The organism is Miltoncostaea oceani, assembly GCF_018141545.1.
GTDB lineage: Bacteria > Actinomycetota > Thermoleophilia > Miltoncostaeales > Miltoncostaeaceae > Miltoncostaea > Miltoncostaea oceani.
The window spans coordinates 2,915,071-2,940,617 of the sequence record NZ_CP064356.1 but is presented as its reverse complement, the minus strand read 5'-3'; the positions used below and the strand labels follow the sequence as shown (position 1 = coordinate 2,940,617).

Genomic DNA, 25,547 nt, shown 5'->3' with positions numbered 1-25,547 from the left:
CCCGTCGTGAACGGCGCCGACTGGCTCCTCACGGCGATCGCCGCGGAGGGCGTGACGCACCTCTTCGGCAACCCCGGCTCGACGGAGCTGCCGATCACCGACGCGCTCGGCCGGCAGTCCGCCGTCCAGTACGTCCTCGGCCTCCACGAGACCACGGTGGTCGGGATGGCGGACGGGTGGGCGCAGGCCACCGGCGGTCTCGCGGTCGCCAACGTCCACGTCCAGCCGGGCCTCGCGAACGCGATGTCGGCGATCCTCAACGCCGCACGCTGCCGGGTGCCGGTGCTCGTCACGGTCGGCCAGCAGTGGCAGTCGATGCTCCCCGGCGACCCCTTCCTCGGCGGTGAGCTCGTCGCGATGGCCGCCCCCGTCGCGAAGGGCGCGTGGGAGGTCGCGTCCCCCGCCGAGCTACCGGAGGCCTTCGCCCGGGCGGTGCGGACGGCGATGACCCACCCGCGGGGGCCGGTGGTGCTGAGCATCCCCCTCGACGTGCAGGTCGCCCCGGCGCCGCCCCCGCACGTGCCCGTCCCGGTCCCCGGGGCCCCCGCCCCGTCGCCCGCGGATCTCGACGCCGCTGCCGCGCTCCTCGCAGGCGCCGCCGCACCCGCGCTGATCGCGGGCGACGGCGTGGCGCACATGGGTGCGGTGCCCGCGCTCGCGGCCCTCGCCGAGCGGCTCGGCGCCCCCGTCCTCGGCGAGCCGATGGGGGCGCTCGCGACCCTCCCGACCGACCACCCGCTGTGGCGTGGCCCCCTGCCGCCGTTCGCCGCGGACATCCGGCCCGTCCTGGAGCCCTTCGACGTCGTGGTCGCCGCCGGGATGCCGGTCTTCCGGCTGTTCGGCCACAGCGCGGGGCCGGCGGTGCCCGTCACGACCGCGCTCGTGCACCTCGAGGTCGACCCGGCCGAGATCGGCAAGGTCCACGCCCCCGCCGCCGGGGTGCCCGGCGACGTGGCCGCCTCCCTCACGGCGCTCGTCGCCCGCCTCGGCGCCCCCACCGACGCGTCCGAGGCCCGCCGGGAGGCGGCGGAGGGGAGCGCGGCCGACGCCCGCGCGACCGGGCGGGCGCGCGTCGCCGGCGCGGCGGACGGCGACCGGATCTCCCCGTCCGCGTTCGCGACCGCCGTCGCGGGGGCGGTCGGACCCGACGACCTCGTGGTCGACGAGGCCCTCACGTCGGGTCGCGGGCTGCGGGCGGTCGTCGGTCCCCGGCGCCACGGCACGTGGATCGCACACCGCGGCAGCGCCCTCGGCTGGGGCCTGCCCGCCGCGGTGGGCGCCGCGCTCGCGGACCGCGACCGCCGCGTCCTCGCCCTCCAGGGGGACGGGAGCCTGCTGTTCGGGGTGCACGCGCTCTGGACCGCCGCGCACGAGGGCCTCCCGATCGCGCTCGTCGTGGCCGACAACGGCGGCTACGAGATCCTGCGGGCCGGTCTCGAGGGGATGACCGGCCGCCCGGAGGGCGACTGGCCGGGGCTCCGCCTCGACGCCCCGCGCCTCGGCCTCGAGGGCATCTGCCGCGGCTTCGGGGCGACCGCCGACCGCGTCGACGACCGGGCCGCGCTGCCCGCCGCCCTCGACGACCTGTGGCGCCGGGCCGCCACCGGCCCCGCGGTGCTGGTCGTCGGCGTCGAGGGGTCCACCCCGCCGGTCGGGTACCCCCTGGCCTGAGCCGGGGGCCCGCGGGTTCGCCCGCGCGGGGGAGGCCCGGGGCCGCGATGTCGTCCGCGCGGGTGACGCCACCACGGGCGGCGGGCGGTTGGGTCGTGGGCACCACCACACCGCCGAAGGAGGAGCCGTGCCCGTCACCGTCATCGCCGAATGGACCCGCGGGGACCGGGACACCACGATCCACGACGAGGTCTTCCGCCGTCTGGGCATCGCGGACGACCCGCCCGCCGGGCTGATCGTCCACACGTCCGGGACGACGGGGACCGGGGTCTTCCGGATCCAGGACGTCTGGGAGTCCGAGCAGGCGTGGGAGGCGTTCCGCCGCGAGCGGCTGCGGCCGGTCGTGGACGCGGTCCTCGCCGGGCTCCCGCCGGGCGAGGCCGGCCCCGCGGAGTCGCCCTCGGTGAGCGTCTACGAGCTGCACCACCTCACGCTGCCCGGCGCGGTGGCCGCCCCCCGCTGAGGCGGCCCCGCCGATCCGCCCCCGGCTAGGTCCGGGGGCGGATCACGCCCTGCGCGTCGATCCGCGGCGCCCGCGCCCCGAAGTCGAGCCTCGACAGGCGCCGTACCACCGTGATCGCGTCGACCCCCGGCGCCGGGGTGCCCGCGCCGACGAGCGACGTCGGCCGGATCCGCCCGGTCCGCAGGCGGCCGTCCGGCTCGAGGGTCACCTGCAGCACCATGCTCGTCGAGAGCAGACCGCCGAGCGAGAACACCTCGTAGCCGGCGAAGTTGCCGAGGCTGTAGGCGATCAGGCGGCCCTTGTACATCTCCATGCCGCGCAGGACGTGGGGGCCGTGGCCGACCACCAGGTCGGCGCCGGCGTCGACGACGGCACGCGAGAAGCGGCGCAGGTCGCCGCGGGGCTCGCCGAGGTACGTCTCGGGGCCGTTCGGGACGCGGGTCCTGTCGCTGCCCTCCGCGCCGCCGTGGAAGGTGACGATCACGATCTGGGCGGATCGCGCGACCTCCTGCACCCGGCGCTTCGCGCGGGGGATGTCGAGCAGCGAGTCGGCCCACTCGTAGGGCGCGAACCCGAGGATGGCGACCCGCTGGCCGTCGATCACCTGGGTCGCGACGGTCCCCGGCCGGCCGGTGTTGCGCACCCCGACCCGCGTGAGCGCGGCGACCGTCTCGCGCTGGGCGCTCGCGCCGAAGTCGTACGCGTGGTTGTTGGCGAGGGTCATGACCGTGAAGCCCGCCTGCTTCAGCCACCTCGCGTACGAGGGCGGCGTCCGGAAGGCGAAGCAGTTGCTGCTCCCCGCGCCGCACTTCGACGACCCCCCGGTCGCGAGGGTCCCCTCGAGGTTGCCCAGCACCACGTCGCCGACGAGGAGGTCGTCGACCCGCGAGAAGAAGGACCGGCCGCCGTCGGGGGGGAGCCCGTAGGGGAGGCTGCCCATCACGGTGTCGCCGGCCGCGGCGACGGTGATCGCCCGTCCGCCGGGTACCGGCGGCGCGGGGGTGGTCGTCGTCGACGCCGACGTGCCCGGCCCGATCTGACCGGGTCGCGCGAGCGCCTCGCCCGACGAGCCCCCGCCACCCTGGAGGGCGGCGGCGACGCCGACCGCCGCGATCATCACCGCGAACAGGGCGAGGACCGTCCGCCGGCGCCGCCGGACCTGGTCGCGCTGGGCGCGTCGTCGCGCCTGGCGGTCCTGCTCCATCGCGCCGATCCTATGCCCCGCCCCGCGCCACGCCGAGCCCCTCCGCCACGACGGCCGCGACGGCGTCGTGCTCGGCGGGGGTGAGGTCGTCGCCGGCCAGGGCCACGCCGGCCCGGTCCGCGATCTCCGCGTCCACGGCGGCGACGAGCGCGTCGGCGGTGACGCCGTCGGCCAGCTCGTCCACGCCGGCGGCGCTCTCGGCGAGGGCCCGCCCGAACGCGGCGTCGCGGCCGAGCAGGCGCGCGAGGCGCGCGGCGTCGAGGCGGAGCGGGACCCCGGCCTGCAGCAGCGTCCCCGGTCCCCGGCGTGCCTGGGAGAGGCCCAGCACCTTACGGCCGCCGGCGGTCACCTCGAAGGGGGAGAGGCCGCCGAAGCACGCGAGCGCCGCCGCACCGGGGTGCGCCCGATCCGCCCTCGCCCGTTGCACGTCCACCACCTCCACGTCGCCCACCCCACACGTTCGCAACGCGGCGGCGAAGGCCTCCCCGAGCCACCGGTAGGCGCGCACCACGTCCCGCTCCGCGAGCCGGTGGCCGCGCGGCAGGACCACGTCGAGCGCCAGCAGGTCGGCGTCCCACAGGACCGGCCCGCCGCCGGAGCTGCGGCGCACCACCTCGACGCCCTCGGCGGCGACGGCCTCCGGATCGGCGGCGACGTCGACGCCGGACCGGCCGAGCACCAGCGCCGGGGCGGTGACCCGCGACCAGGAGACGACCCCCGGCCCGGCCGCCGGCATCGCCCGCAGCAGGCCGACCGGCCGGGCGACGGCGTGCCGCGGCGCCAGCCCGGCGGGGCCGAGCCGGCGCCAGGTCTCGCTGCGGCTAGCTGAGGTAGGGGGCGACGCCGACCGCCTGCTGCGCGGCGTCCATCACCATCTCGCTCACCGTCGGGTGCGCGTGGATGATCTCGCCGAGCTCGGCGACGGTCAGGCCCTCGGCGATGGCCACGCCGACCTCGTGGATCATCTCCACGGCGTGGACGCCCATGATCGTCGCGCCCAGCAGCAGGCCGGTCGAGGTGTCCATCACCAGCTGCGCGTAGCCGTCCGGCTCGCCCTCGCCGAGCGCCTTGCCCGACCCGACGAAACGGGCCTGGCCGAGCTTCACCTCGTGGCCGGCCTCCTTCGCGGCGTCGGCGTTCAGGCCGACGGAGGCGATCTCGGGGTGGGTGTAGATGCAGCTCGGGACGACGGTGCGGTCCATCGGGACCTGCGTGCCGGTGAGGGCGTTCTCGACGGCGCGCCCGCCCTCCGCGGAGGCGAGGTGGGCGAGCTGGAGCCCGCCGATGCAGTCGCCGACCGCCCAGATCTTCGGGTTCGCGGTGCGCAGGTACTCGTCCACGACCACGTGGCCGCGCTCCGTGACCTCGACCCCGGCCTCCTCCAGCCCGATGCCCGCGGCCTGGGAGCGGCGGCCGACGGAGACGAGCAGCTTCTCCGCGGTGACCTCGGTGCCGTCGTCGAGCGTCACGGTGACGCCGTCGTCGCGGTAGCCCGTGACCTCGGCCTGGCGGCCCAGGTGGACGGTCACGCCGTCCTTCTCCAGCAGCTTCTGGAACTGGCTGGCGGTGCGGTTGTCGATGCCGGCGAGCAGCCGCGGCAGGATCTCGACGATCGTGATGTCGGTCCCGAGCGCGGCGAAGAGGCTGGCGAACTCGCAGCCGATGACGCCGCCGCCGACGACGATCATGCTCTCCGGGACCGTCTCGAGCCGCAGGATGTCGTTGGAGGTCAGCACCGCGGGGTGGTCCATGTCGTACCCGGGCAGCCCCGACGGCTCCGTGCCGACGCACACGACGAGGTGGTCGTACTCGTGGCGCTCGCCGTCGACGACGACCGCGTCGCCGTCGACCCGGCCCTCACCGCGGACGACGTTGACGCCCTTGCGCTTCGCCGCGCCCTCGACGCCCTGGCGCATCTTGAGGACGATGCCCTCCTTGCGCTCCATCATCTTCGGGAAGTCGAAGGAGACCTCCGGCACGACCAGGCCGTACTCGTCGGCCCGGCGCACGCGGCGCAGCAGGTCGGCGGTGGCGAGCAGCGCCTTCGTGGGGATGCAGCCCCAGTTGAGGCACGTGCCCCCGAGCTCCGCGCGCTCGATCATGGTCACGGTCGCGCCCAGCTGGGCGGCGCGCAGGGCGGCGACGTCGCCTGCCGGGCCGCCGCCCAGCACGACGACCCGCGAGGGCTCGCTCATGAGTGGTTACTCCTGGTCTGGATTCAGTGCGGCACGGAGGAGTCGCTCCTGCTCGGCCTGGTGGGCCTGCGGGTACCCCTCGCTGGTGCTCGCGCGCCGGGCTCTGCCGACGTACTCCAAGGTTACGCCCTCGGGCAAGACGCGCTCGAGCTGGAGGCGCGCGAACTCCCAGGCGCCCATGTTGCGCGGCTCCTCCTGGACCCAGGTCACCGTGGTGAGGCCCGGGTAGGAGGCGACGAGCTCGGTGATCTGCTCGTCGGGGAACGGGAACAGCAGCTCGACCCGGCCGATCGCGAGCTCCGGGTGCGCGTCGCGGTCCTCGTGGCCGTCGAGCTCGTGGAAGACCTTGCCGGAGCAGAGGATCAGGCGGGTGACCTGGTCGCGGCGCCCCTCGGTGCGGGCGTCGTCGAAGACGGGGTGGAACGCGCCGTCGGACAGGTCGCTGAGGCGCGACGAGGCGCTCTTGGCCCGCAGCAGGCTCTTCGGCGTGAAGATGATGAGCGGCCGCTGGTGGTCGGTCAGCGCCTGCTTGCGCAGCAGGTGGAAGTAGTTCGCGGCCGTGCTGCAGTTGGCGACGCGGATGTTGTCCTCGGCCGCCGCCTGCAGGAAGCGCTCGATGCGCGCGGAGGAGTGCTCGGGGCCGTTGCCCTCGTACCCGTGGGGCAGCAGCAGCGTCAGGCGCGACGTCTCGCCCCACTTGGCGCGGCCGGAGACGAGGAACTGGTCGATCATGATCTGGGCGCCGTTAGCGAAGTCGCCGTACTGGGCCTCCCAGAGGACCAGCGTCTCGGGCGCGTGGGTGCTGTACCCGTACTCGAAGCCGACCGCGGCCGCCTCGGAGAGGGGGCTGTTGTGCAGCTCCAGCGACGCGGACGCCCGCAGCAGGTTGGCGAGCGGCGTGTGGACGCGCCCGGTGTGCGGGGTCCAGGTCTCGCCCTCGCCGACGTCGTGCAGCTCCAGGTGCCGCTGGCTGAACGTGCCGCGCGCGGAGTCCTGGCCGGTGAGGCGGACGGGGACGCCCTCGGTGAGGAGCGACGCGAAGGCGAGCGCCTCGGCGTGGCCCCACGTGATGGCGGCCTCGTCGGTCTCCAGGGCCTCGCGGCGGCGCTCGAGCTGGGGGCGCAGCTTCGGGTGGATCGTGAAGCCGTCGGGGACCGCGAGCAGCTGCTCGTTGAGGCTCCGCAGGGTCTCCTCGGCGACGGCGGTGGCGAGCGGCTGGGTCTTGCGGACGCCGGTCCGGCCGTTCTCCGCGTTGCCCTGGGTGCCGAGCTCGCCGCGGCTCGTGACGGCCTCGTGCGCCTCGCGCATCCGCCGCTCGGCGGTCGCGATCATCGCGTCGACCTGCTCGCGCGTCGCGATGCCCTCGTCGATGAGCTTCTGGCCGTAGATCTTGCTGACCGGCGGGTGCGCCTTGATCGTCCGGCTCATGACGGGCTGCGTGTAGGCCGGCTCGTCGAGCTCGTTGTGCCCGAGGCGGCGGTACCCGATCAGGTTGATGAGCACGTCGCGCTGGTACCGCGAGCGGTAGGCGGCGGCGATCTGGGCGGCGCTGATGCAGGCGTCCACGTCGTCGGCGTTGACGTGGATGACGGGGATGTCGAACCCGCGGGCCAGGTCGCTGACGTGGTAGGTCGAGCGCGAGTCGTACGGGTCGGTCGTGAACCCGATCTGGTTGTTCGCGATGATGTGGACCGTGCCGCCGGTGCTGTAGCCCTTGAGGGCCTGCAGGTTGAGCGTCTCGGCCACGACGCCCTGGCCGGTGAACGCGGCGTCGCCGTGGATGAGCACGGGGACCGCGGACGACGGGTCGTGGACGGGGTCGCGCCCGGAGCGCTGGGTCTGGATGGCGCGGGTGTGGCCCTCGGCGACCGCGTTGACCTGCTCGAGGTGGCTGGGGTTCGCGGCGAGGCGGACGGTGACGGTGCGGCCGGCGCGGCTCACGTAGGTGCCCTCGGCGCCGAGGTGGTACTTCACGTCGCCCGCGGTCTCCCGCATGTCCTCCTCGCCCGACTCGAAGGCCATGTGGCCCTCGAACTCGGCGAGGATCGACTCGGGGGGGCGCCCGACGACGTGGGTGATGAAGGCGAGGCGGCCGCGGTGGGCCATCCCGAGCACGACCTGGGAGGCGCCGTCGTCCGCCCCGAGCTCGATCACCTGGTCGGTGATGGTCACCAGGGCGTCCACGCCCTCGATCGAGAAGGTCTTCTGCCCGAGGTACGTGCGGCGCAGGAACCGCTCGAAGGCGTCCACCTGCACGAGGCGCTCGAGCGCGGCGATGCGGCGTTCGGCCGACAGGGGGGCGCGGAGGCGGCCCGACTCGATGACGCCGCGCAGCCAGAGCCGCTTCTGGTGGTCGGAGATGTGCTCGATCTCATAGGCGATGTTGCCGCAGTAGGCGGCGCGCAGGTGCGGGAGGGCGGCGGCGAACGAGTCGCCGGGGACCTTCACGCGCAGCAGCGAGGCCGGGATGCGGGCCATCACCTCGGGCGACAGGCCGACGTTCTCGGTGCTGAGGGCCGGGTCGCCGGGCGGCTCCGACCCGAGCGGGTCGAGGCGCGCGGCGAGGTGGCCGTGGCTGCGGTGCGCCTTGACGACGGACATCGCGGCGGCGACGCCGGCGAGCAGCTCGTCGTCGGTGACGACGGGGGCGCCGGCGGTCGCGGACGCGGCGACGGGTGCCGGCGCGGCGACGGCGATGGGGGCGGCGGCGCCCAGGCCGAGCCCGGCGCGGACGTCCTCGTAGAAGCCGTCGTCGCCGGAGAGCAGGTGGTCGATCTCGGCGAGGAACGCACCGCTCTCGGCGCCCTGGATGACCCGGTGGTCGTACGTCGAGGTCACGGTCATGACCTTCTCGACGCCGAGGTCCTTGAGGGTCTCGGGACGCACCGACGCGAGCCCGGGCGGGTAGGCGATCGAGCCGGTCGCGACGATGGTGCCCTGGCCCGGCATGAGGCGCGGGACGGAGGCGATGGTGCCGATGCCGCCGGGGTTCGTCAGCGTGACGGTCGCGCCGCGCAGCTCGTCGGGCTTCACCTGGCCGGCGCGGGTGCGGCCGACGAGGTCGTCGAAGGCGGCGCGGAAGGCGCCGAACCCGCCGGACGCGGCGTCGCGGACGACGGGGACGAGCAGCGAGCGGCTGCCGTCCTTGCGCTCGACGTCCACGGCCAGGCCGAGGTTGACGGCCTCGCGGACGAGCTTGTGGGGCTTGCCGTCCACCACGTCGAAGCCGGTGCCCATGACGGGCTGGGAGCGGACGGCGCGCACGATCGCCCAGGCGATCAGGTGCGTGAACGACAGCTTGCCCTTCTGCCCGGCGGCGGCGAGGTCGGCGTTGATCTGCCGCCGCTGCGCGTCGAGCGTCGCGACGCTCAGCGTCCGGAAGCTCGTCGCCGTCGGGATCTTGAGGCTCTCGTCCATGTAGCCGGCGAGCGCCGCGGCGGGGCCGCGCAGGATGACGGCCTCCTCGCCGGCGACCGCGGGGGCCGCGGACGGGGCGGGGGCGGCGGCCGCGGCGGGTCGCGACGCGGCCTCCACGACGTCGGCCTTGCGGACCATGCCGCCGGGGCCGGAGCCGGTGACGGTGGCGGGGTCGATGCCGTGCTCGATCGCGAGGCGACGCGCGACGGGGCTGATCTGCGGCCACTCGGTGCCCGCGGCGGCCGAGCCGTCGGGGGCGGGGCCGGCGTCCACTGCGGGGGCGGGCTCCCCGGCCGTGGGGGCGGGGGTCGCCCCGCCGGACGCGCCCGCGGCGATCTCGCCGAGGGGCTGGCCGACCGTGAAGGTCTCGCCCGCCGGGATCGCGATCGACTCGAGCCGACCCGCCGCGGGGGCGGGGACCTCGAGGTCGACCTTGTCGGTCGAGACCTCGACGACGATCTGCTCGGCGGCGACGGTCTCGCCGACGGCGACGCGCCACTCCACCACGACGCCCTCGGTGACCGACTCCATGTCGGGGAGGACGATCGGGACCATGGTCGCGGGGCCGTCGTCGGCCGGGGCCGCGGGCGCCGCGGCGGGCGCGGAGTCACCGGCGGGCGCCGCGTTGGCGGCGGGGGCCGGGGGGGCGGGGGCGCCGTTGCCGGAGCCGTCGGTGGCGGTGTCGCCGGCGGCGAGCTCGGCGAGCAGGGCGCCGACCTCGACGGTCTCGCCCGGCGCGGCGACGATGCGGGTGATGCGCCCGGCCGCGGGGGCGGGGACCTCGACGTCCACCTTGTCGGTGGTCACGTCGAGGAGCGGCTGGCCCGTCTCGACGACGTCGCCCTCGGCGACCCTCCATTCGACCACGATGCCCTCGGTGACCGATTCACCGAGCTCGGGCAGGAGTACCTGGATGGTCTGGGAGGAGGTCGTTGACACGCCGAGTTCCTAGGCTATCGCGTCGAAGGGGCGGAGGGCCGATCCGGGTCCACGGCGCTCACTTGTGCGCACGGCCACGTACTCCTGCCCGGAGCGGGCCATCGGGTGCCCGGCGCCTCGGCGGCGCCGGCCCCCACCCGCACCGCGGGTGTTAGGCGCCCATCTCCAGGATCCGCTCCATCGCCTCGGCCACGGCCTCGCGCTGGTTCTGCGTGAGGCGACCGAGTCGCGCGACGACGGCGTCGGCGTCCTCGAGCTCCAGATCGCGGGCGACGCGGGTGAGCTCGCGGAGGGCGCCCTGGCGCTCCCACTCGTCCACCGGCGGCTCCGCGAGGGAGAGGACCTTGATCTCGTCCATCGGGTTCTCGTTCACGGATGGGATCCTAGGCGGCCCCCGAAGCCATTCCGACCCCCCGATGGTCTAGCTCGTCCTGTGGATCCCGTGTGCGGTATAGTTGAGCGCACAAACGAATGGACGGTCCGATGAGCATCCCCGCCGACACCACCATGGGGCCCGTGCGACTCGTCGCCGGCGACCTCGACACCCTCACCGCCTTCTACGCCCGCGCGATCGGGCTGGACGTGATCGAGCGCGGCGCCGGCCGGGTGCGGCTCGGCGCCGGGGGGCGCACGCTCGTCGAGCTCGAGGGCGACCCCGCCGCCCCCGCGCGCCCGCCGCGCACGACGGGCCTCTTCCACATGGCGCTCCTCGTGCCGGGTCGCGCCGACCTGGCACAGGCGCTCCACCGGGCGTCCGCGGCGGGCGCGCGGTTCTCGGGGGCGTCGGACCACCTCGTCAGCGAGGCCGTCTACCTCGACGATCCCGAGGGCAACGGCATCGAGATCTACCGCGACCGGCCGCGCGGGGAGTGGGCCCACGACGCCTCCGGGCAGCTCGAGATGGCGACGCTGCCGATGGACCTCGACGGCGTCCTCGCGTCCCTGCCCGCGGGGACCCCCGACGAGGGGATGCCCGACGGCACCGTCATGGGGCACGTCCACCTGCAGGTGCACGACACGGACGCCGCGGAGCGCTTCTACGCCGGCCTCGCCGGCTTCGACCCGACGGTGCGCGGCTACCCCGGCGCGCTGTTCGTCTCGGCCGGGGGCTACCACCACCACCTCGGGCTGAACACGTGGGGCACCCGCGACGCCCCGTCGCCCCCCGCCGGCAGCCGCGGCCTCGCCCGCTTCCGGGTCGACCTGCCGACGTCCGGCGACGTCGACGCCCTCGCGGGGCGCATCGCCGACGCCGGTCACGAGGTCGTGCCCGACGGCGACGCCGTCGTCGCGACCGACCCGTCCGGCAACCGCATGGAGCTCGCCGCCCGGGGGTGAGCGGACGCACGTTCGCCCGGTCGCGCGCCGGGGTACCACCCTGCTCCATCCCCCCTGAGGACGTGAGCATGGACGAGGGACACACGGCGGCGATCGTGGACATCGACGGGACCCTCGTCGACTCCAACTACCAGCACGCCATCGCGTGGCACCGGGCCTTCCGGGCCCACGGGATCACGGTCGAGCTGCGCCGCATCCACCGCCACATCGGGATGGGCGGCGACCAGCTCGTCCCCGCGCTCGCGGGCGAGGAGGCCGAGGAGGCCCACGGCGAGAGCCTGCGCGCCGCCGAGAAGGAGCGGTACGCCGAGCTGATCGACGAGGTCGTCGCCCTCCCCGGCGCGCACGCGCTGCTGGAGGCCCTGTCGCGCCGCATGCGGTCGGTCGTGATCGCCAGCTCCGCGCCGGCGGAGGACGCCGAGCGCTACCTCGACCTCGTGGACGGACGCGACCTCGTCACGGGCTGGACCACCTCCGGCGACGTGGACGCCACCAAGCCCGAGCCCGACCTGCTGCAGGTCGCCCTGGGGATGGCGGGTGGCGGGCCGGCCGTGATGATCGGCGACTCGATCTGGGACTGCGAGTCGGCGAACCGCGCGGGCCTGCCGTCGGTGGGCCTCCTCACGGGCGGCACGGGCGCCGGCGAGCTGGTGTCCGCGGGCGCCGCGGCGGTGTACGACTCCCTCGACGAGCTGGTGGAGCGCCTCGGCGACCCGCCCTTCCGCGCGGAGGGACGCCACGTCGGCGACGCATGACCGGGGGCTCGCGCTCACGTTCGACGACGGTCCCGACCCGGCGTGGACGCCGATCGTCCTCCGCGAGCTCGCGCGCCTCGGCGCGCGGGCGACGTTCTTCGTGATCGCCCCCCTCGCCGCGGCGCGGCCCGACATCGTGCGGGACATCGGCGACGGAGGCCACGAGATCGGCCTGCACTGCTGGACGCACGAACGCCACAGCCGCTCGGCGCGGCACGTGGTGGAGGACGAGACCGACCGGGCGCTCGCCGTGCTCGCCGGCCTCGGTGTCGCCCCCCGGCTGTGGCGGACGCCGTGGGGTGACACCGCGGAGTGGACCGCCGACGTCGCCGCCGCCCGCGACCTGACGCTCGTCCGCTGGACCGCCGACACGCACGACTGGAGGGGCGACACGGCCGAGGAGATGCTCGACGCCATCCGCGACGACCTCGCGCCCGGCGGGAGCGTGCTGATGCACGACGGCCTCGGCCCGGGCGCGCGTCGCGCGGACTGCCTGCAGACGCTGCGCCTGCTCGCCCCGCTGGCGCGCGAGGCCCGTGTGCAGGGCCTGGCCCTCGACGTCATGGGCTCCCCCGTTGGCACCGCGTGACGACCGGGGCCGTGGCCGGGCCGGCCCCCGCCGCCCCCGCCGTTCCCGACCTGGAGGAGGCCCTCGCCCGGGTGGCGGCGGGGGCGGCCGCGCGCGACGCAGCCCCGCCGGCGTTCCCCGAGGACGCGATCGGCCTGCTGGAGCGGGCGGGCGCCCTGGCGGCGACCGTCGCGACCGCCGGCGCCGGGCTGCCGGACCACGCCGCCGAGTGGGACCTCGCCCGGCGGGTCGCCCGCGCCGACGGATCGGTCGGCCGGATCGTCGACGGGCACCTCAACGGGGTCGAGCGCGTCGGGGTCCTGGCCCCACCCGACCTCGCCGCCGCCGAGATGGACGCGGTGCGCGCGGGGCGTCGCCGCATCGGCGTGTGGGGCGCGGACCCCGCCCCCGGCGAGGGCGACCCGGCCCGGCTCACCGGCGACGGCCGCATCGACGGGGTGAAGGTGTTCTGCTCGGGCGCCGGCGGGGTCGACCGGGCCCTCGTCGTCGCCCGCGACGACCGCGGCGACGCCCGGCTGGCGTACGTCGACCTCACCGAGGACGTCGAGGTCGACCGGGGCTGGTACCGGGCGTCCGGCCTGCGCTCCTCCGAGAGCCACCGCGTCGTCTTCCACCGGGCGCGGGTCGTCGCGGTCCTCGGGGGCCCCGGCGAGATCGTCCGCGACCCGTGGTTCCCGCGCGACGCGATCCGCACGGCCGCGTCGTGGGCGGGCATCGCCGACCGCGCCCACGACGCCGCCCTCGACGCCCTCGCCGCCCGCGGGGAGCCCGACGACCTCGCCGGCCTCGCCGCCGGCCGCGTCGCCGCGGCCCGCGGCACGATCGACCGCTGGATGGACTGGGCGGCCGCCGCCGCCCGCGACCCCCGCCGCGACCTGCGCGCCGCGTCGGTGGCGCTGCGGACGGCGGTCGCCGACGCGTGCCGGGTCATCCTCGACGAGGGCGTGCGGGCCGCCGGGTCGCGTGCGCTGGCCGGGGGCGGGGACCTGGACCGCTGCCGCCGCGACCTCGACCTGTTCCTGCTCCAGCACCGCCTGGAGCCCATGCTGGCGCGCACCGGGCGGGCCCTGATCGAGGAGCGCCGCAGGTGAGGTCGCGCATGAGCGCCGAGTACTTCGACGAGCTGTACCGGGCGGACCCCGACCCGTGGGACCTCGCCACGAGCGACTACGAACGCCGCAAGTACGCCGTCACGATCGACGCGCTCGACGGGCGCCGCTTCGCCCGGGCGCTCGAGATCGGGTGCTCCATCGGGGTGCTGACCGAGCGCCTCGCACCCTGGTGCGACGACCTGCTCGCCGTCGACGCCGCGCCGCGCGCCGTCGAGGCCGCGGCGGCACGGGTCGCCGGGACGCCGGGGGTGCGCGTCGAGCGGCGCAGCATCCCCGCGGACATGCCCGACGGGCCGTTCGACCTGATCGTCTGCTCGGAGGTCCTCTACTACTGGGACCCGCCGGCCCTGGCGTCGCTCTGGGAGCGCCTGAAGGCGACGGTCGCGCCGGGGGGGTCGCTGCTGGCCGTGCACTGGCGCGGACCGGTGCGCCACTACCCCCAGGGGGGCGACGAGGTGCACACGCTGCTGCGGTCCGCCCCCGGCGCCCTGGAGATCGGCCGCTCGGGGATGTGGCCCGAGTACCGCCTCGACCGCTTCGACCGCCCCTCGTGACGGGCGTCCCGCGGCCACCGGACCCGGCTCTGACGGCGTGCGTGGTGGTGCCCGCGCACGACGAGGAGCAGCGCATCGGCGCGTGCGTGACCGCCCTCGGCGCGCAGCGGGGCGTCGCCCCCGAGGCGTACGAGGTCATCCTCGTCCTCGACGCCTGCACCGACGCGACCGCCGACCGGGCCGCCGCCGCCGCGACGGCCTTCCCCGGGCTGCGGCTCCACCTCCTGCCGGCCGGCGCCCACGGCGCGGGCCCGGCCCGGCGCCTCGGGATGCTCGAGGCGGCGCGGCGGCTGGAGCACGTCGGCCGGGAGGACGGGCTGATCGCCTCGACGGACGCCGACTCCGTCGTCGACCCCGACTGGCTGCGGCGCCAGCTCGACCTCGTCGCGGACGGCGCGCACGCGATCGGGGGCCTGATCGAGGTCGACGAGGAGGGGCTGGCGCCCGGGGCGCTGCGCCGCCGCGACACCCGGCTGCGCGACCGCCGCGCCGCCGCCGGAGGGGCGGACGCCGCCCACCCGTTCTTCAGCGGGGCCTCCCTCGGCCTGACGGTCGCCGCCCACCGCCGGGTCGGCGGGGTGCCGGAGCGGGTCGCGTTGGAGGACCAGGCGCTGGAGGGCGCGCTCGTGGCCGCGGGCATCCCGATCGTCCGCTCCCGCGCCGTCCGCGTCCGGACGTCGGGACGGACGGAGGGCCGCGTCCGCCACGGGCTCTCCGCGGACCTGCGGGTCGACGCGTGGAGCGACCGGCGGTGCTACGAGGGGTCGCGGTTCGACCCGTCCGACCTCGCGCGCCGACGCCGGGAGAGCGTCACCGTCGTGCTCCCGTGCCGCGAGACGGCGGGGACCATCGGCGGGATCATCGACGCGATCGAGCCCCTCGTCCGCGTCGGCCTGGTCGACGAGGTGCTGGTGATCGACGCCGACTCGGCCGACGGCACCGCCGACGTCGCCCGCGCGCACGGCGCGCGGGTGGTGCAGGAGTCGGAGGTCATGCCGCACCTCGGTCCGTGCGGCGGCAAGGGGGACGCCATGTGGCGTGCCCTGGCGGTCGCCCGCGGCGACCTCATCGCCTACGTCGACGCCGACACCACCGACTTCACCCCGACGTTCGTCACGGGGATCCTCGGGCCGCTGATCGACGAGCCCGACGTGGTGCTGGTCAAGGGCACGTTCTCGCGCCCGATGCGCGCGGGCGACACCCTCCTGCCGGACGAGGGCGGCCGCGTCACGGAGCTCGTCGCCCGGCCGGTGCTGTCGCTCGTCGCACCCGAGCTCGGGTGCTTCGCGCAGCCCCTCGCGGGCGAGACCGCCGGCCGGCGGTCGGTGCTCGAGACCCTGCCGTTTCCCGTCGGCTACGGCGTGGAGACGTCGATGCTGATCGACGTGTGGCGGGCGCACGGGCTCGACGCGATGGCCCAGGTGGACCTCGGCACGCGCCAGAACCGGCACCAGCCCCTGCGGGCCCTCGGGGCGATGGCCCTCGAGGTGATGTGCGCCGGGTTGTCGCGCGGGCTGCCGGAGGACGCCTTCGCGGCGCTCGCGGCGGGGCGGATGCTCGTGCCCGGCGCCGACGGGACGGTGCGCCCGCGCGACGTGTCGCTCCTGGAGCGCCCCCCGATGGCCGAGGCGCGTGGCTCCCTCAGCGTCGTGCGGTGACCGGGCCCCGGGCGCCGCGGCGCCCGGGGCCGGCACGCGCTAGGTGGTCTGCCCCTCGTGCGGGCCCTCGGCGAACTCCTCCACGATCTTGTCGCAGAAGGCGGGGAGGTCGTCGGGGTTGCGGCTCGAGACGAGTCCGGCGTCGACGTGGACCTCCTCGTCGACCCAGGTCGCGCCCGCGTTGACGAGGTCGGTCCGGAGGCTCGGCCAGGAGGTCAGGGTGCGCCCCTCGACCACGCCGGCGTCGATCAGCGTCCACGGCCCGTGGCAGATGACGCCCACCGGCTTGTGCTGCTCGAAGAAGCCCCGGACGAAGCGGGTGGCCCGCTCGTCGGCGCGGAGGGTGTCGGGGTTGTGGACGCCGCCGGGCAGCACGAGCCCGTCGAAGTCCTCGGCCCAGGCGTCGTCGAGCCCCAGCTCCGCCGTGCGGCGGTCACCGGCGTCGAGGTGGTTGTAGGCCTGGATCTCGCCCGCGTCGGGGGCGATCAGCACGGCGGTGCCGCCGGCCTCGGTCACGGCGCGCCACGGCGCGTCCAGCTCGACCTGCTCCACGCCGTCGGTCGCCAGGAAGGCGATCCTGCGGTCGGCGATCTCGTCGGACATGCGGTCCTCCTCGTCTCCGGTCGGTAACGGGTCAGCGATACCCGCGCAGGTCGGCGGGAAACGGCCGCGGTTCCCCGTTTCACCCACCCGGGTGCGGGGGAGCCAGCAGGGCATGGACGACGCCCCCGCGCACGACATCGACCCGGCCGCCGCGGCCGCCGGCGCCGACGAGGCGACCCTCGTCGCCGTCCACCGCGTCGAGGTCGCCGTCGAGTGGATCGAGCGGGCGTTCGGCGCGCTGCTCGACGCCCACCACGAGGTCGGGCACGCCCAGGGCCTCCTCCTGGAGGCCGCCGAGTCGCTGCGCGCCGCGGGCCACCCGGCGCTCGCGGACCGGGCGGAGCGCGAGGTGGCCTCGCGCGACGCCGCGGCCGGCCGGTGGACCTACCAGGTGGTCGACGAGTTCCGCGCGCACCTGCTCGAGCCCGCCCGGTCGTTCGACCGGGAGGTGCGCGACGCCCTCGCCGGCGGGGTGCGCCACCGGTTCGAGGCACGCCAGAAGGAGCGCACCCCGGGGGCGGGTCCCCGGACGTCGGTGACCCTGCCGGGGGATCCCGGGTAGGTCACGCGTCGTCGGGGGGCGGGGGCCAGGGCGCCCCCGCGCGCACGAGGGCGGATCCGCGGTCGTAGTCGTCGTCGCGGTCGTGCGTCAACACGCCGACGATCCGTCCCCCGCGTCCGTACCAGGCGGTGAACGCGCCGCCGCCGTGGTCGCGCACCGTGTCCACGTCCCATCCGTCCCCCCACGCCGCCTGCTTCAGGGTACGGCGGCCGATCGTCGACCAGAAGCCCGGGACGGCGTCCCACACGGCCTCCTCGCCGGCCATCACCCGGCCGGCGACCTCCCCCTGGGCGAGCGCCTCGCCCCAGTGCTCCACGCGCAGCGGCCGCCCCGCGGCCGGGTTGTCCGCCAGGGCGACGTCGCCGGCGCAGAGGACCCCCGCCGCCGAGGTGCGCATGGAGGCGTCGGTGCGCACCGCGCCGGCCTCGACCCGCAGACCCGCGCGCTCCGCCAGGTCGGCGCGGGGCCGACCGCCCGTCGCCACCAGCACCAGGTCGGCATCGGTGGCGCCGCGCCCGGCGGCGACCCGCAGGGTCCCGTCGGCGGCGGTGACACCGGTGAGCGGGCGGCCGGGGCGCAGCGACACGCCGTGCGCGGTCAGCCATGAGGTCAGGCGCGCGCCGACGGCGGCGCCGAGCCGCGTCACCTGGGGCGCCGCCTCGGCCGTCACCATCGTGACCCGCGCGCCGGTCATCGCCATCGACACGGCCGCCTCGCACCCCACGAACCCGGAGCCGACGACCACCACCCGCCCCCCGGACGGGAGCGCGGCGCGCAGATCGAGGGCGTCCCGGGCGCTCCGCAGCACGTGGACGCCCGGGAGGTCGATCCCCGGCACGGGAGGCCGCCCCGGCTCCGCACCGGTCGCGATCAGGCACGCCGCGTACGGGAGCCGCTCGCCGTCGCCGGTGACGACGACGCGGGCCGAGGTGTCGATGCCCGTCACCTCCGTGCCGCACCGAACGTCGATCCCCTCGTCGGCGTACCACCCGTCGGCGGCCAGCGGCAGGTCGCCCTCCCCGATCTCGCCGCGGAGCAGCTCCTTCGACAGCGGGGGACGCCGGTACGGGGGCCGGTCGTCGGCGGTCAACAGCACCACCGGGGCCGTCCCCCCGGCGGCACGGTAGCCGCGGGCGCCGGCGAGGCCCGCGGGCCCGCCGCCGACGATCACCACGGTCTCGTACGCCGGCATGCACCGTGGCTACCCGCCCCCGCCACCCGCCACGCGTGGGGGGCGCCGGGCCGGCGGGGCGTGATCCCCGTTTCGCGCGGCGCGCCCCGGGCATCCACCCGGTCCCGGAACGAACGAGACCCGATGGAGGCGACCCGATGGCGACCAGCACGAGCACCGGCATCCTCGACGACGCCCGCACCGCGGAACGCGAGGAACTCGTCGAGATGCTGACCACGGCGTACTGGATGGAGATCGAGACGGTGATGAACTACATCGCCAACTCGGTGAACCCCGACGGCGTCCGCGCGCAGGAGATCATCGAGTCGCTGCGCGAGGACATCGCGGAGGAGCTCGGGCACGCGCAGCAGTTCGCCGAGCGCATCAAGGAGCTGTACGGCGTCGTCCCCGGCTCGGAGGCCTTCCGGCCGAGCCAGGGCTACCTGCAGCCCCCCGACCGCCAGACGGACATCGTCCACGTGATCCGCGGCGTGATCGAGGCCGAGTCCGGCGCGATCGAGCACTACCAGCGGATCATCGAGTTCGCCGGTGACGTGGACCCGGTCACCGAGGACATGCTGATCGCGATCCTCCGCGACGAGCAGAAGCACCGCCGCCTGTTCGAGGGCTTCCTCCGCGAGTACGAGGCGGAGGGCCGGGCGTGAGCGCCCGCGGTGCCCGGCCCCGCGCGGGCCGGGCACCGCGCCGCGTCAGGTCGCGGGGTGGGCGGGGTCGGTACCGAGCTTCGTGAGGGCGTCCCGCGCGGCGTCGTCCGCGGTGGCCCCGACGCCCTCGATCAGCTGCCCCGACGCGTCGCCGATCTGGACGTGCATGCCGGGGGTCGTGACCTGGGCGTCCGCGGTCGGCGTGGTCTGGCCCGGCGTCATCGGGCCGGGGCCGAAGACCCGGTGACCGGCGGCGCGCAGGTCGTCGAGCTGCCGCGCGAGGTCGGGGCTGAGCGTCGTGTCGGACATGGGTCCCTCCCGGGATGTGGTTCGTCACCGGCCCCACTGCCCCCGGGGTCGCACCGGTAACCCGCGCGCGTCCGCCGGGGACGGCGTCCGCCGCCACCGGACGCACCCTGTTTCGGGCGCGGCGGCGTGGGAACAACCCTCGCGCCGATGCCGAGCCTCCGCCACAGCACCGACCGCGAACCGGGCTACACGCGCCGGCGGCGGGGGCGCGGCTGGAGCTACCACGACCCCGAGGGCCGGCCCGTCACCGACGACCGGCTGAAGGCGCGGTTCGCGGCCCTCGCGATCCCGCCGGCGTGGACGGACGTGTGGATCTGCCGGTCGTCCCGCGGTCACCTGCAGGCGACCGGTCGCGACGCCGCCGACCGCACCCAGTACCTCTACCACCCGGCGTGGCACGAGCAGCGCCAGCAGGAGAAGTACGAGCGCATCCTCCGCTTCGCCGAGGGGCTGCCCGACCTGCGGCGGACCACCGAGTCGCAGCTGCGGCGCAGGCGCCTCGACCGCACGAAGGCCCTCGCCGCGGCCGTGCAGATCCTCGACCGCACCCGGATCCGGGTCGGCAGCGAGCAGTACGCGAACCGGTACAAGACGTACGGGCTCGCGACCCTCCGGTCGAAGCACCTGACGATCGACGGCGACACCCTCGTGCTGGACTTCGTCGGCAAGGGCGGTGTCGCGAACCACGCCGAGATCACCCACGCCCGGCTCGCGAAGGTCGTCGCCGAGATGGACGCCCTGCCGGGATACGAGGTGCTGTCCTACCTCGACGAGGACGGGAACCCGGCCGACGTCCGCTCCGAGGACGTGAACGCGTACATCAAGGAGCAGATGGGGGAGGACTTCTCGGCGAAGGACTTCCGCACCTGGGCCGGCACCGTCGCGGCGGCGGTGGCGCTCGACGAGGTCGGCCCCATCGAGGGCGCGCGGGAGCGCCAGCGGGCGGTCACGCGCGTCTGCCGGGTCGCGTCGGAGCTGCTCGGCAACACCCCGGCGGTCTGCCGGGCGAGCTACATCGACCCACGGGTCATCGACCACTTCCTCGACGGCCGGACCATCTCGTCCCTGATGGGCGAGATCGACCGCAAGCTGCGCAACGGCCACAGCGCCGAGGAGCTCGCGGTGCTGGCGCTGCTGCGGCGCGGCCTCGAGGAGCGCGCGAGCGGAGGCTGACATGGCACCGAAGGCGGAACGCGACGTCCCCGCGACCATCGCACGGTCGGCGCCGAGCGCCCGCGCGGTGTGGCTCGGCGCGCTGGACGGCGCGATCGCGCAGTACGGGGAGAGCGAGCGGGCGTACCGGACGGCGTTCGCGGCGTTGAAGCACACGCACGAGAAGGTCGGCGACGAGTGGGTCGAGAAGGACGAGTACGGCCCCTCCGACCCGCGTTCGGAGGCGTCGCCCGCCGAGAGGCGGCGGGGCGTCGGCGAGACCTACGGCGGCGTGGACGCGGTGGGGAACACGAAGGCGCAGCTGATGGAGCGGGCCCGCGCCCTCGACATCCGCGGCCGGTCGAGGATGACGAAGGCCGAGCTGGCCGCCGCGATCGGCCGCGCCCAGGGCTAGGCGCCGCGGCGGGGTAGCATCGGTCCGTGGCCGACACCGGCATGCACCGCGGCACGACGACGTCGACGGGCTCGCCCCAGGCGGCGTTCATGGGCCTGGGGATCTCCGCGGAGCAGGACCCCGGCGACCCGGGCCGCACGATCGTGACCCGCGGCGGCAACTACCGCCACATCCGTCACGCGGAGATCCTCGCCCGCTGGCCGGTTCTCCCGGAGGAGTGGGCGCGGGTGATCGAGGCGGGGCGGCTGGCCGACCGGTGAGCACCCCCGGGGCCCCGCGGGGCCCCGGGGGTGCCACGGTGGCCTCAGCGCACGCGGACGGTGCGGGCGACGGAGAGGCGCGGGCCCCGCGCGGGCACGACGGTCGCCACGATCCTCACGGTGCGGCCGCGCAGGGCGACGGCGCGGACCCGGGGGACCTTCGTCAGCCGCACGGCCACCGCGCCGGGACGCGCGACCCGCCGGGTGCCGGTCGCGATCGTCCGGCCGGCGGAGGTCACGGTGACGCGCACGCGCCCGGCGGCGGGGGTGCGCACGCGCACCACCAGCCCGGCGCGCAGGGCGGCCCGGGTGGCCCTCGGCGTGGTGAGCGCGACCCGCGCCGCGCCGGCGACGGGGCCGGGGCCGCCGGCGGGCGGGGCGCCGCCCCCGGCGGGCGGGGTCCAGCGGGCGGGCGCCGGGTCGGCGGGCCCCCAGTCGGGGGAGTGCCCGGTCGCGGTCAGGACCGCCGACGAGGCGACCGAGCAGTCGCCGGGCGCGAGCCGGGCGAAGCGGAGCACCTCGATACCCGCGGAGCTGCGGATCGCGATGGACGTGCCGTCGGGTGACCACGAGGGGTCGGAGTAGGCGGCGTCCGGCGGGGTCGAGGTGCAGGCGGCCTGCGGCAGCGGGGGCGGGAGCTGGGTGCGGGGGTCGCCGGTGACGGCGAAGAACGCGATGACGGTGTCGGCGCCGTAGAAGAAGGTGGTGGCGAGGCGGGTGCCGTCGCGGCTGAGCTCACCGTCCCCCTGGTCGGCGTTCGGCGTCATCCACGGGGTCTGGGAGTAGTCGCCGGGGCCGAGGTCGTCGATCGACACCTGGCTGCCGTACCCGCCGAAGACGAGGGTGCGGTCGTTGGTGACCCACTCGGGGTCGGACACGCCGAACTGGTTGCCCCACACGGAGTGGGGCGTCGCGTCGGTCACGTCGGCGCGGGTGTAGAAGGTCGAGCGCTGGATGGTGCCGCAGCTGGACGCGACGGGGCACGAGTTCGCGACGTAGGCGTAGGCGATCCTCGTACCGTCCGGGGAGAAGGAGAGCTGCACCGGCCGCGGGGCGAAGGTGCCGCCGTCCCCGGACCGCGCCGGCGGGGTGGTGATGGTGCGGATCGGGCGGCCGTCGCGGGCCATCACCTGGATCGGCCCGGTCCCCTTCACGGCGGCGATGGTGCCGTCGTCGGCCTGGGTGGGGGAGTGCCAGTCGCCGCCGTCGGTGAGCTTCACCTTGCCGGACCCGTCGGGCCGCGCCGACCAGACGTCGCCGCCGTCGATGTAGACGATCGAGTCGGCGACCGCGGAGCCGGGGAGGGCGAGGCAGGCGATGCCGGCGAGCAGGGCCGCGGCGCGGGCGGCGCGGCGGCGGGGGGTGGGGTGCGTGTGTGTGGTCATGCCGGGGATCCTGCGATCCGGGGCCGGGCACCCGCCTCCGGGGGTTCCCCGGTCGGGGTCCCTAGTCGCGCCCCCCGGGGGCCGGGGTCGCCGCCGGGTCGTCGGCGCCGCGCGCGGAGCCGTCGCTCAGCGCCCCGTCGACGATCCTCACGATGCGGTCGGCGTAGTGGGTGATGCGGTCGTCGTGGGTGACGATGATCGCCGCCGTGCCCCGCGACTTCATCTCGTCCCGGATGAGGCGCATGACCTGGTCGCCGAGCTCCGTGTCGAGCGCCGAGGTGGGCTCGTCGAACAGCACGAGGGACGGTTCGTTCATGAGGGCGCGCCCGATCGCGACGCGCTGCCGTTGCCCGCCGGAGAGCTCCGCCGGCAGGCGGTCGGCCTTGTCGGCCAGCCCGAGCTCCTCGAGGAGCTGGTCGGCCCGGTCCCGGGCCCGGCGGCCGGTCCGCGGCCCGAGCTCGTCGACGACCAGCAAGTTCTCCCGGGCGGTCAGGAAGGGCACGAGGTTGACCGTCTGGAAGACGAACCCGACCGATGTGCTCCGGAACCCGGTGAGCTCCCGTGCGGAGTAGCCGGAGATGTCCCGGCCGCCCACGACGACGGTGCCGGCGGTGGGCTGCAGCAGCCCACCGGCGATCGAGCAGAGCGTCGTCTTCCCGGAGCCGGACGGCCCGACGAGGGCGACGATCTCGTCGGCCCCGACGGTCAGGTCGACGTTGCTCACGGCGACGACCTCGTCGTCCCCGCTGCGGAACGTCCTGCGGACGCCCTCCATCCGCAACGCGGGGGTGCGCTCGTCGTCCATGGGTGCTCCGGGGTCGGTGGGGGCGGGGAGGGGCGTGGGCGGCGTCGCGGGGTTCATCCCTCGCCGCCGATCGCGCGGGCGGGGTCGACGCGCAGCACGCGGCGCAGGGAGAACGCGCAGCCGACGACGGAGGCGACGACGAGGTACCCGACGTTGGTGAGCAGCCGCGCCGGGTCGGCGAGGAACGGCAGCGACCCGGCGGGGATCGCGGCGTCGAGGGCGAGCGAGGCGGCGATCCCGATGACCGCGGCGACGAGGGTCACGACCAGCGCCTGCAGGAGCACCCCGGCGAAGAGGGTCCCGGAGCTCGCGCCGATCGCCTTGAGCACCCCGTACAGTGCCGTCCGCTCGACGGTGATGAGCGCGAAGAAGAGGGCGACGACGACGAGGGCCACGACGACGGTGACGGCGATGATCTGGTTGAAGACGGTCCGCTGCTGCGCGACCCCGGGGAGCGCCTCGATCGCCGCGTCCACGGTGAGCGTGGAGGTGGCGCCGCCGGTGGCGTCGTCGATGTCCCGGGCCGCGGGGGCCGGCGCGGACCCGCCGCCGCCGATGACGAGGGCCTGGACGACGCCCTCGCCGACGCGCGCCCCGGGCCGGTTGGCCTCCAGGACGGCACGCCAGGTGGGGAGGGAGCCCCACAGCGTCGCCTGCCCCGAGTAGCGGCTGTCGTCGAGGAATCCGATGACGGTGACGGGCGTCCGGTCCGCGCCGAGGCGCACGACGTCGCCCCGCTCCACGCCCTCGGCGCGCAGGGAGTCGTCGGCGTAGACCTCGCCGGGTGGCGGCGGGTCCCCGTCGATGCCGCGCGGCGGCGCCTCGAAGCCGAACAGCACGACCGGCACGAGGTCCCGGGGGCCGCGCCCGTCGAGGCGCGCGCCGAGCTGGACGCTGCCGAGACCCGCGACGCGCGCGCCGTCCGCGGCGCGCGCGACCTCGGCCCGCACCTCGGGGGTGATGCGGCTGCGCACCAGCGACTCCTCCGCGTCGGAGGAGTACGCGATGAGGTCGGCCTGCTGCGCCCGGTACGCGCCGGTGCTGCCGGCGAGGAGCCCGTCGAGCAGCCCGCCGAGGAACATCAGCAGCAGGGCGATGAGGGTGAGGATCGCCGCGGCGACGGTGAAGCGTCCGGGGCGGCGGCGCATCTCGCGGAGGGCGAGCCTCACCGGGCGCCCCCGCCGCTGGTCGCCTCGACGGGGTCGATCGCGAGCACCCGGCGCGCGGCGACGAGCGCGCTCAGCAGGCCGAGCGCGAGGAGGAGGGCCGTCCACGTGAGGACCGCCCGCCCGTCGAAGCTCAGGGCGACGGTCCCGAGGGTCGCCTGCGACAGCGGGAGGTAGAGCAGCACCCCGCCGGCCGCGCCGACGCCGATGATGAGCACCACCTGGATCAGGAGCGCCCGGACGAGGGCCCCGGCGGGCGCCCCCACCGCGCGGAGCAGGGTCAGCGCCCGGGACTTCTGGAAGGTGATGATCAGGAAGAACAGGCCGGTGACGAGGGGGACGACGAGCGCGAAGAGCACGAAGATGATGTCGAACGAGCGCCGCACCTCGGCGACGCCGGGCGTCTCGTCCGCGGCCGCGGCCCGGGTGAGGGCGTCGGCCTCTCCGGAGGCGGCGTTGACGCGCTCCGCGAGCGCCGCGTCGCCGACGCCCTCGGCCGGGCGGACGCCGATGACGCTCGGCAGCACCGTCCGGGCGTCGGGGTTCGCGGCGCGCGTCGCGGCGACGTAGTCGGGCCACGCGACGAAGAGGGTCGGGGTCGCCTGGATCTGCGCGCCCTGCGCGAGGCCGACGACCCGTAGGGCGGGGCCGTCCCCGCCGGCGACGAGCCGCACCCGGTCGCCGAGCGAGAAGTCGCCGGCGCTGCCGACGGCCTCGCCGCCGTCCCGCGGCATCCGGCCGGCGGCGAGCTCGTCCGGCCCGCCGAGGTCCGCGCGCTCGTAGCCGATGAGGGCCGCGTCGGAGCGGTCGCCGCCGTCCCCGACGACCACCGTGAACGTCCCTTGGCCGATGCGCCCGGCGTCCGCGACGCCGGGGGTCCCGTCGATCGCCGCCTCGAGCGGCGGCGTGATGACGCTGCCCTGCAGCGTCCGCTGCCCGTCGACGGCGTAGACGAGCACGGGCGCGGACTGGCGCTCGATCGCTCCGACGAAGGCGGTGATCAACCCGCTCTGGAGCGCCTGCTGCACGAGGATGAGGAACATGAGCAGGGCGACGGCGGCGGTGAGCAGGCCGAAGCGCGCCTTCGCGCGGCGGATCTCGCGGAGGGCGAGGAACACCCCCTCAGCCGTCCCGGCGCGGCGGCGCGGGCGGGGTGCGC

The 25,547-nt window shown here is 76.0% G+C and carries 24 protein-coding genes and 1 pseudogene; 13 read left to right on the top strand and 12 right to left on the bottom strand.

The window, feature by feature from the left end; all coding sequences use genetic code 11:
• The first annotated feature begins 6 nt into the window (after positions 1-6).
• Positions 7-1,671, top strand: a complete 1,665-nt coding sequence (locus tag IU369_RS15065; protein ID WP_217921802.1) for a thiamine pyrophosphate-binding protein — start codon at positions 7-9, stop codon at positions 1,669-1,671.
• 127 nt (positions 1,672-1,798) lie between these two features.
• On the top strand, positions 1,799-2,134 hold the full coding sequence (locus tag IU369_RS15060; RefSeq protein WP_217921801.1) for a hypothetical protein: 336 nt from the start codon (positions 1,799-1,801) through the stop codon (positions 2,132-2,134).
• Positions 2,135-2,159: 25 nt separating this feature from the next.
• Here the strand turns inward: IU369_RS15060 and IU369_RS15055 are convergent, their stop codons facing one another.
• The 5 genes from IU369_RS15055 to IU369_RS15035 form a co-directional block, all read right to left on the bottom strand.
• Positions 2,160-3,338 (bottom strand): CapA family protein, encoded by a 1,179-nt coding sequence (locus IU369_RS15055; protein ID WP_217921800.1) that lies wholly within the window; start codon positions 3,336-3,338, stop codon positions 2,160-2,162.
• 10 nt (positions 3,339-3,348) lie between these two features.
• Positions 3,349-4,074, bottom strand: a complete 726-nt coding sequence (locus IU369_RS15050; RefSeq protein WP_217921799.1) for a lipoyl protein ligase domain-containing protein — start codon at positions 4,072-4,074, stop codon at positions 3,349-3,351.
• Between the two features lie 85 nt (positions 4,075-4,159).
• A complete protein-coding gene (gene lpdA / locus IU369_RS15045; protein ID WP_217921798.1) occupies positions 4,160-5,533 on the bottom strand; it encodes a dihydrolipoyl dehydrogenase in 1,374 nt (457 codons plus the stop codon).
• 6 nt (positions 5,534-5,539) lie between these two features.
• On the bottom strand, positions 5,540-9,889 hold the full coding sequence (locus IU369_RS15040; protein WP_217921797.1) for a multifunctional oxoglutarate decarboxylase/oxoglutarate dehydrogenase thiamine pyrophosphate-binding subunit/dihydrolipoyllysine-residue succinyltransferase subunit: 4,350 nt from the start codon (positions 9,887-9,889) through the stop codon (positions 5,540-5,542).
• Between the two features lie 151 nt (positions 9,890-10,040).
• Entirely contained in the window at positions 10,041-10,262 is a 222-nt protein-coding gene (locus tag IU369_RS15035) for a hypothetical protein (RefSeq protein WP_217921796.1), read from the bottom strand.
• A gap of 110 nt (positions 10,263-10,372) precedes the next feature.
• On the opposite strand from IU369_RS15035, the gene IU369_RS15030 reads away from it, so the two are divergent.
• From IU369_RS15030 to IU369_RS15005, 6 genes and pseudogenes are all read left to right on the top strand, one after another.
• A complete protein-coding gene (locus IU369_RS15030; RefSeq protein WP_217921795.1) occupies positions 10,373-11,227 on the top strand; it encodes a VOC family protein in 855 nt (284 codons plus the stop codon).
• Positions 11,228-11,295: 68 nt separating this feature from the next.
• On the top strand, positions 11,296-11,982 hold the full coding sequence (locus tag IU369_RS15025) for an HAD family hydrolase (protein ID WP_217921794.1): 687 nt from the start codon (positions 11,296-11,298) through the stop codon (positions 11,980-11,982).
• A gap of 49 nt (positions 11,983-12,031) precedes the next feature.
• Positions 12,032-12,571 (top strand): annotated as a pseudogene (locus IU369_RS15020) (polysaccharide deacetylase family protein); the annotation flags it as partial.
• An 11-nt stretch (positions 12,572-12,582) separates the two neighbouring features.
• On the top strand, positions 12,583-13,662 hold the full coding sequence (locus tag IU369_RS15015) for an acyl-CoA dehydrogenase family protein (protein WP_217921793.1): 1,080 nt from the start codon (positions 12,583-12,585) through the stop codon (positions 13,660-13,662).
• Positions 13,659-14,237, top strand: a complete 579-nt coding sequence (locus IU369_RS15010; protein WP_217921792.1) for an SAM-dependent methyltransferase — start codon at positions 13,659-13,661, stop codon at positions 14,235-14,237. The genes IU369_RS15015 and IU369_RS15010 overlap by 4 nt, the downstream gene beginning before the upstream one ends.
• Positions 14,238-14,284: 47 nt before the next feature.
• Positions 14,285-15,895, top strand: coding sequence for a glucosyl-3-phosphoglycerate synthase (locus tag IU369_RS15005; protein WP_217921791.1), 1,611 nt, complete (start codon positions 14,285-14,287; stop codon positions 15,893-15,895).
• A 39-nt stretch (positions 15,896-15,934) separates the two neighbouring features.
• Here IU369_RS15005 and IU369_RS15000 read toward each other — a convergent pair whose 3' ends face one another.
• Complete coding sequence (locus tag IU369_RS15000; RefSeq protein ID WP_217921790.1) at positions 15,935-16,498, bottom strand: type 1 glutamine amidotransferase domain-containing protein; 564 nt, start codon at positions 16,496-16,498, stop codon at positions 15,935-15,937.
• A 112-nt stretch (positions 16,499-16,610) separates the two neighbouring features.
• Between IU369_RS15000 and IU369_RS14995 the strand changes: the two genes are divergently transcribed.
• Positions 16,611-17,060, top strand: a complete 450-nt coding sequence (locus IU369_RS14995; protein ID WP_217921789.1) for a hypothetical protein — start codon at positions 16,611-16,613, stop codon at positions 17,058-17,060.
• Between the two features lies 1 nt (position 17,061).
• On the opposite strand, the gene IU369_RS14990 is transcribed toward IU369_RS14995, so the two are convergent.
• Positions 17,062-18,252, bottom strand: coding sequence for an NAD(P)/FAD-dependent oxidoreductase (locus IU369_RS14990; RefSeq protein ID WP_217921788.1), 1,191 nt, complete (start codon positions 18,250-18,252; stop codon positions 17,062-17,064).
• 137 nt (positions 18,253-18,389) lie between these two features.
• Here IU369_RS14990 and IU369_RS14985 point away from each other — a divergent pair, with 137 nt between their 5' ends.
• Positions 18,390-18,896 (top strand): ferritin-like domain-containing protein, encoded by a 507-nt coding sequence (locus tag IU369_RS14985; protein ID WP_217921787.1) that lies wholly within the window; start codon positions 18,390-18,392, stop codon positions 18,894-18,896.
• Positions 18,897-18,941: 45 nt separating this feature from the next.
• Here IU369_RS14985 and IU369_RS14980 read toward each other — a convergent pair whose 3' ends face one another.
• Positions 18,942-19,205, bottom strand: a complete 264-nt coding sequence (locus tag IU369_RS14980) for a hypothetical protein (protein WP_217921786.1) — start codon at positions 19,203-19,205, stop codon at positions 18,942-18,944.
• Between the two features lie 147 nt (positions 19,206-19,352).
• Between IU369_RS14980 and IU369_RS14975 the strand changes: the two genes are divergently transcribed.
• The 3 genes from IU369_RS14975 to IU369_RS14965 are packed head-to-tail and all read left to right on the top strand — an operon-like array spanning position 19,353 to position 21,032.
• A complete protein-coding gene (locus IU369_RS14975; RefSeq protein WP_217921785.1) occupies positions 19,353-20,378 on the top strand; it encodes a DNA topoisomerase IB in 1,026 nt (341 codons plus the stop codon).
• A 1-nt stretch (position 20,379) separates the two neighbouring features.
• The gene (locus tag IU369_RS14970; RefSeq protein WP_217921784.1) at positions 20,380-20,772 is read left to right on the top strand and encodes a ChaB family protein; all 393 of its coding nucleotides are present in this window, start codon (positions 20,380-20,382) and stop codon (positions 20,770-20,772) included.
• Positions 20,773-20,798: 26 nt separating this feature from the next.
• Positions 20,799-21,032 (top strand): hypothetical protein, encoded by a 234-nt coding sequence (locus IU369_RS14965; protein WP_217921783.1) that lies wholly within the window; start codon positions 20,799-20,801, stop codon positions 21,030-21,032.
• Between the two features lie 44 nt (positions 21,033-21,076).
• On the opposite strand, the gene IU369_RS14960 is transcribed toward IU369_RS14965, so the two are convergent.
• From IU369_RS14960 to IU369_RS14945, 4 genes are all read right to left on the bottom strand, one after another.
• Positions 21,077-22,417: a TolB-like translocation protein gene (locus IU369_RS14960; RefSeq protein WP_217921782.1), complete on the bottom strand. Its 1,341-nt coding sequence runs from the start codon at positions 22,415-22,417 to the stop codon at positions 21,077-21,079.
• Positions 22,418-22,478: 61 nt separating this feature from the next.
• Complete coding sequence (locus IU369_RS14955) at positions 22,479-23,222, bottom strand: ABC transporter ATP-binding protein (RefSeq protein ID WP_217921781.1); 744 nt, start codon at positions 23,220-23,222, stop codon at positions 22,479-22,481.
• Between the two features lie 53 nt (positions 23,223-23,275).
• A complete protein-coding gene (locus tag IU369_RS14950; protein ID WP_217921780.1) occupies positions 23,276-24,391 on the bottom strand; it encodes an FtsX-like permease family protein in 1,116 nt (371 codons plus the stop codon).
• The gene (locus IU369_RS14945) at positions 24,388-25,506 is read right to left on the bottom strand and encodes an ABC transporter permease family protein (RefSeq protein WP_217921779.1); all 1,119 of its coding nucleotides are present in this window, start codon (positions 25,504-25,506) and stop codon (positions 24,388-24,390) included. The genes IU369_RS14950 and IU369_RS14945 overlap by 4 nt, the downstream gene beginning before the upstream one ends.
• Positions 25,507-25,547 lie beyond the last annotated feature (41 nt).

Excerpts from the sequence above, each read along its gene's own strand:
- lpdA (WP_217921798.1), bottom strand. The coding sequence starts at position 5,533 with ATGAGCGAGCCCTCGCGGGTCGTCGTGCTGGGCGGCGGCCCGGCAGGC.
- IU369_RS14995 (WP_217921789.1), top strand. The coding sequence starts at position 16,611 with ATGGACGACGCCCCCGCGCACGACATCGACCCGGCCGCCGCGGCCGCC.
- IU369_RS14985 (WP_217921787.1), top strand. The coding sequence starts at position 18,390 with ATGGCGACCAGCACGAGCACCGGCATCCTCGACGACGCCCGCACCGCG.
- IU369_RS15055 (WP_217921800.1), bottom strand. The coding sequence starts at position 3,338 with ATGGAGCAGGACCGCCAGGCGCGACGACGCGCCCAGCGCGACCAGGTC.
- IU369_RS15030 (WP_217921795.1), top strand. The coding sequence starts at position 10,373 with ATGAGCATCCCCGCCGACACCACCATGGGGCCCGTGCGACTCGTCGCC.
- IU369_RS14955 (WP_217921781.1), bottom strand. The coding sequence starts at position 23,222 with ATGGACGACGAGCGCACCCCCGCGTTGCGGATGGAGGGCGTCCGCAGG.
- IU369_RS14970 (WP_217921784.1), top strand. The coding sequence starts at position 20,380 with ATGGCACCGAAGGCGGAACGCGACGTCCCCGCGACCATCGCACGGTCG.
- IU369_RS14990 (WP_217921788.1), bottom strand. The coding sequence starts at position 18,252 with ATGCCGGCGTACGAGACCGTGGTGATCGTCGGCGGCGGGCCCGCGGGC.
- IU369_RS14975 (WP_217921785.1), top strand. The coding sequence starts at position 19,353 with ATGCCGAGCCTCCGCCACAGCACCGACCGCGAACCGGGCTACACGCGC.
- IU369_RS14960 (WP_217921782.1), bottom strand. The coding sequence starts at position 22,417 with ATGACCACACACACGCACCCCACCCCCCGCCGCCGCGCCGCCCGCGCC.
- IU369_RS14980 (WP_217921786.1), bottom strand. The coding sequence starts at position 19,205 with ATGTCCGACACGACGCTCAGCCCCGACCTCGCGCGGCAGCTCGACGAC.
- IU369_RS15000 (WP_217921790.1), bottom strand. The coding sequence starts at position 16,498 with ATGTCCGACGAGATCGCCGACCGCAGGATCGCCTTCCTGGCGACCGAC.
- IU369_RS15025 (WP_217921794.1), top strand. The coding sequence starts at position 11,296 with ATGGACGAGGGACACACGGCGGCGATCGTGGACATCGACGGGACCCTC.
- IU369_RS15050 (WP_217921799.1), bottom strand. The coding sequence starts at position 4,074 with ATGCCGGCGGCCGGGCCGGGGGTCGTCTCCTGGTCGCGGGTCACCGCC.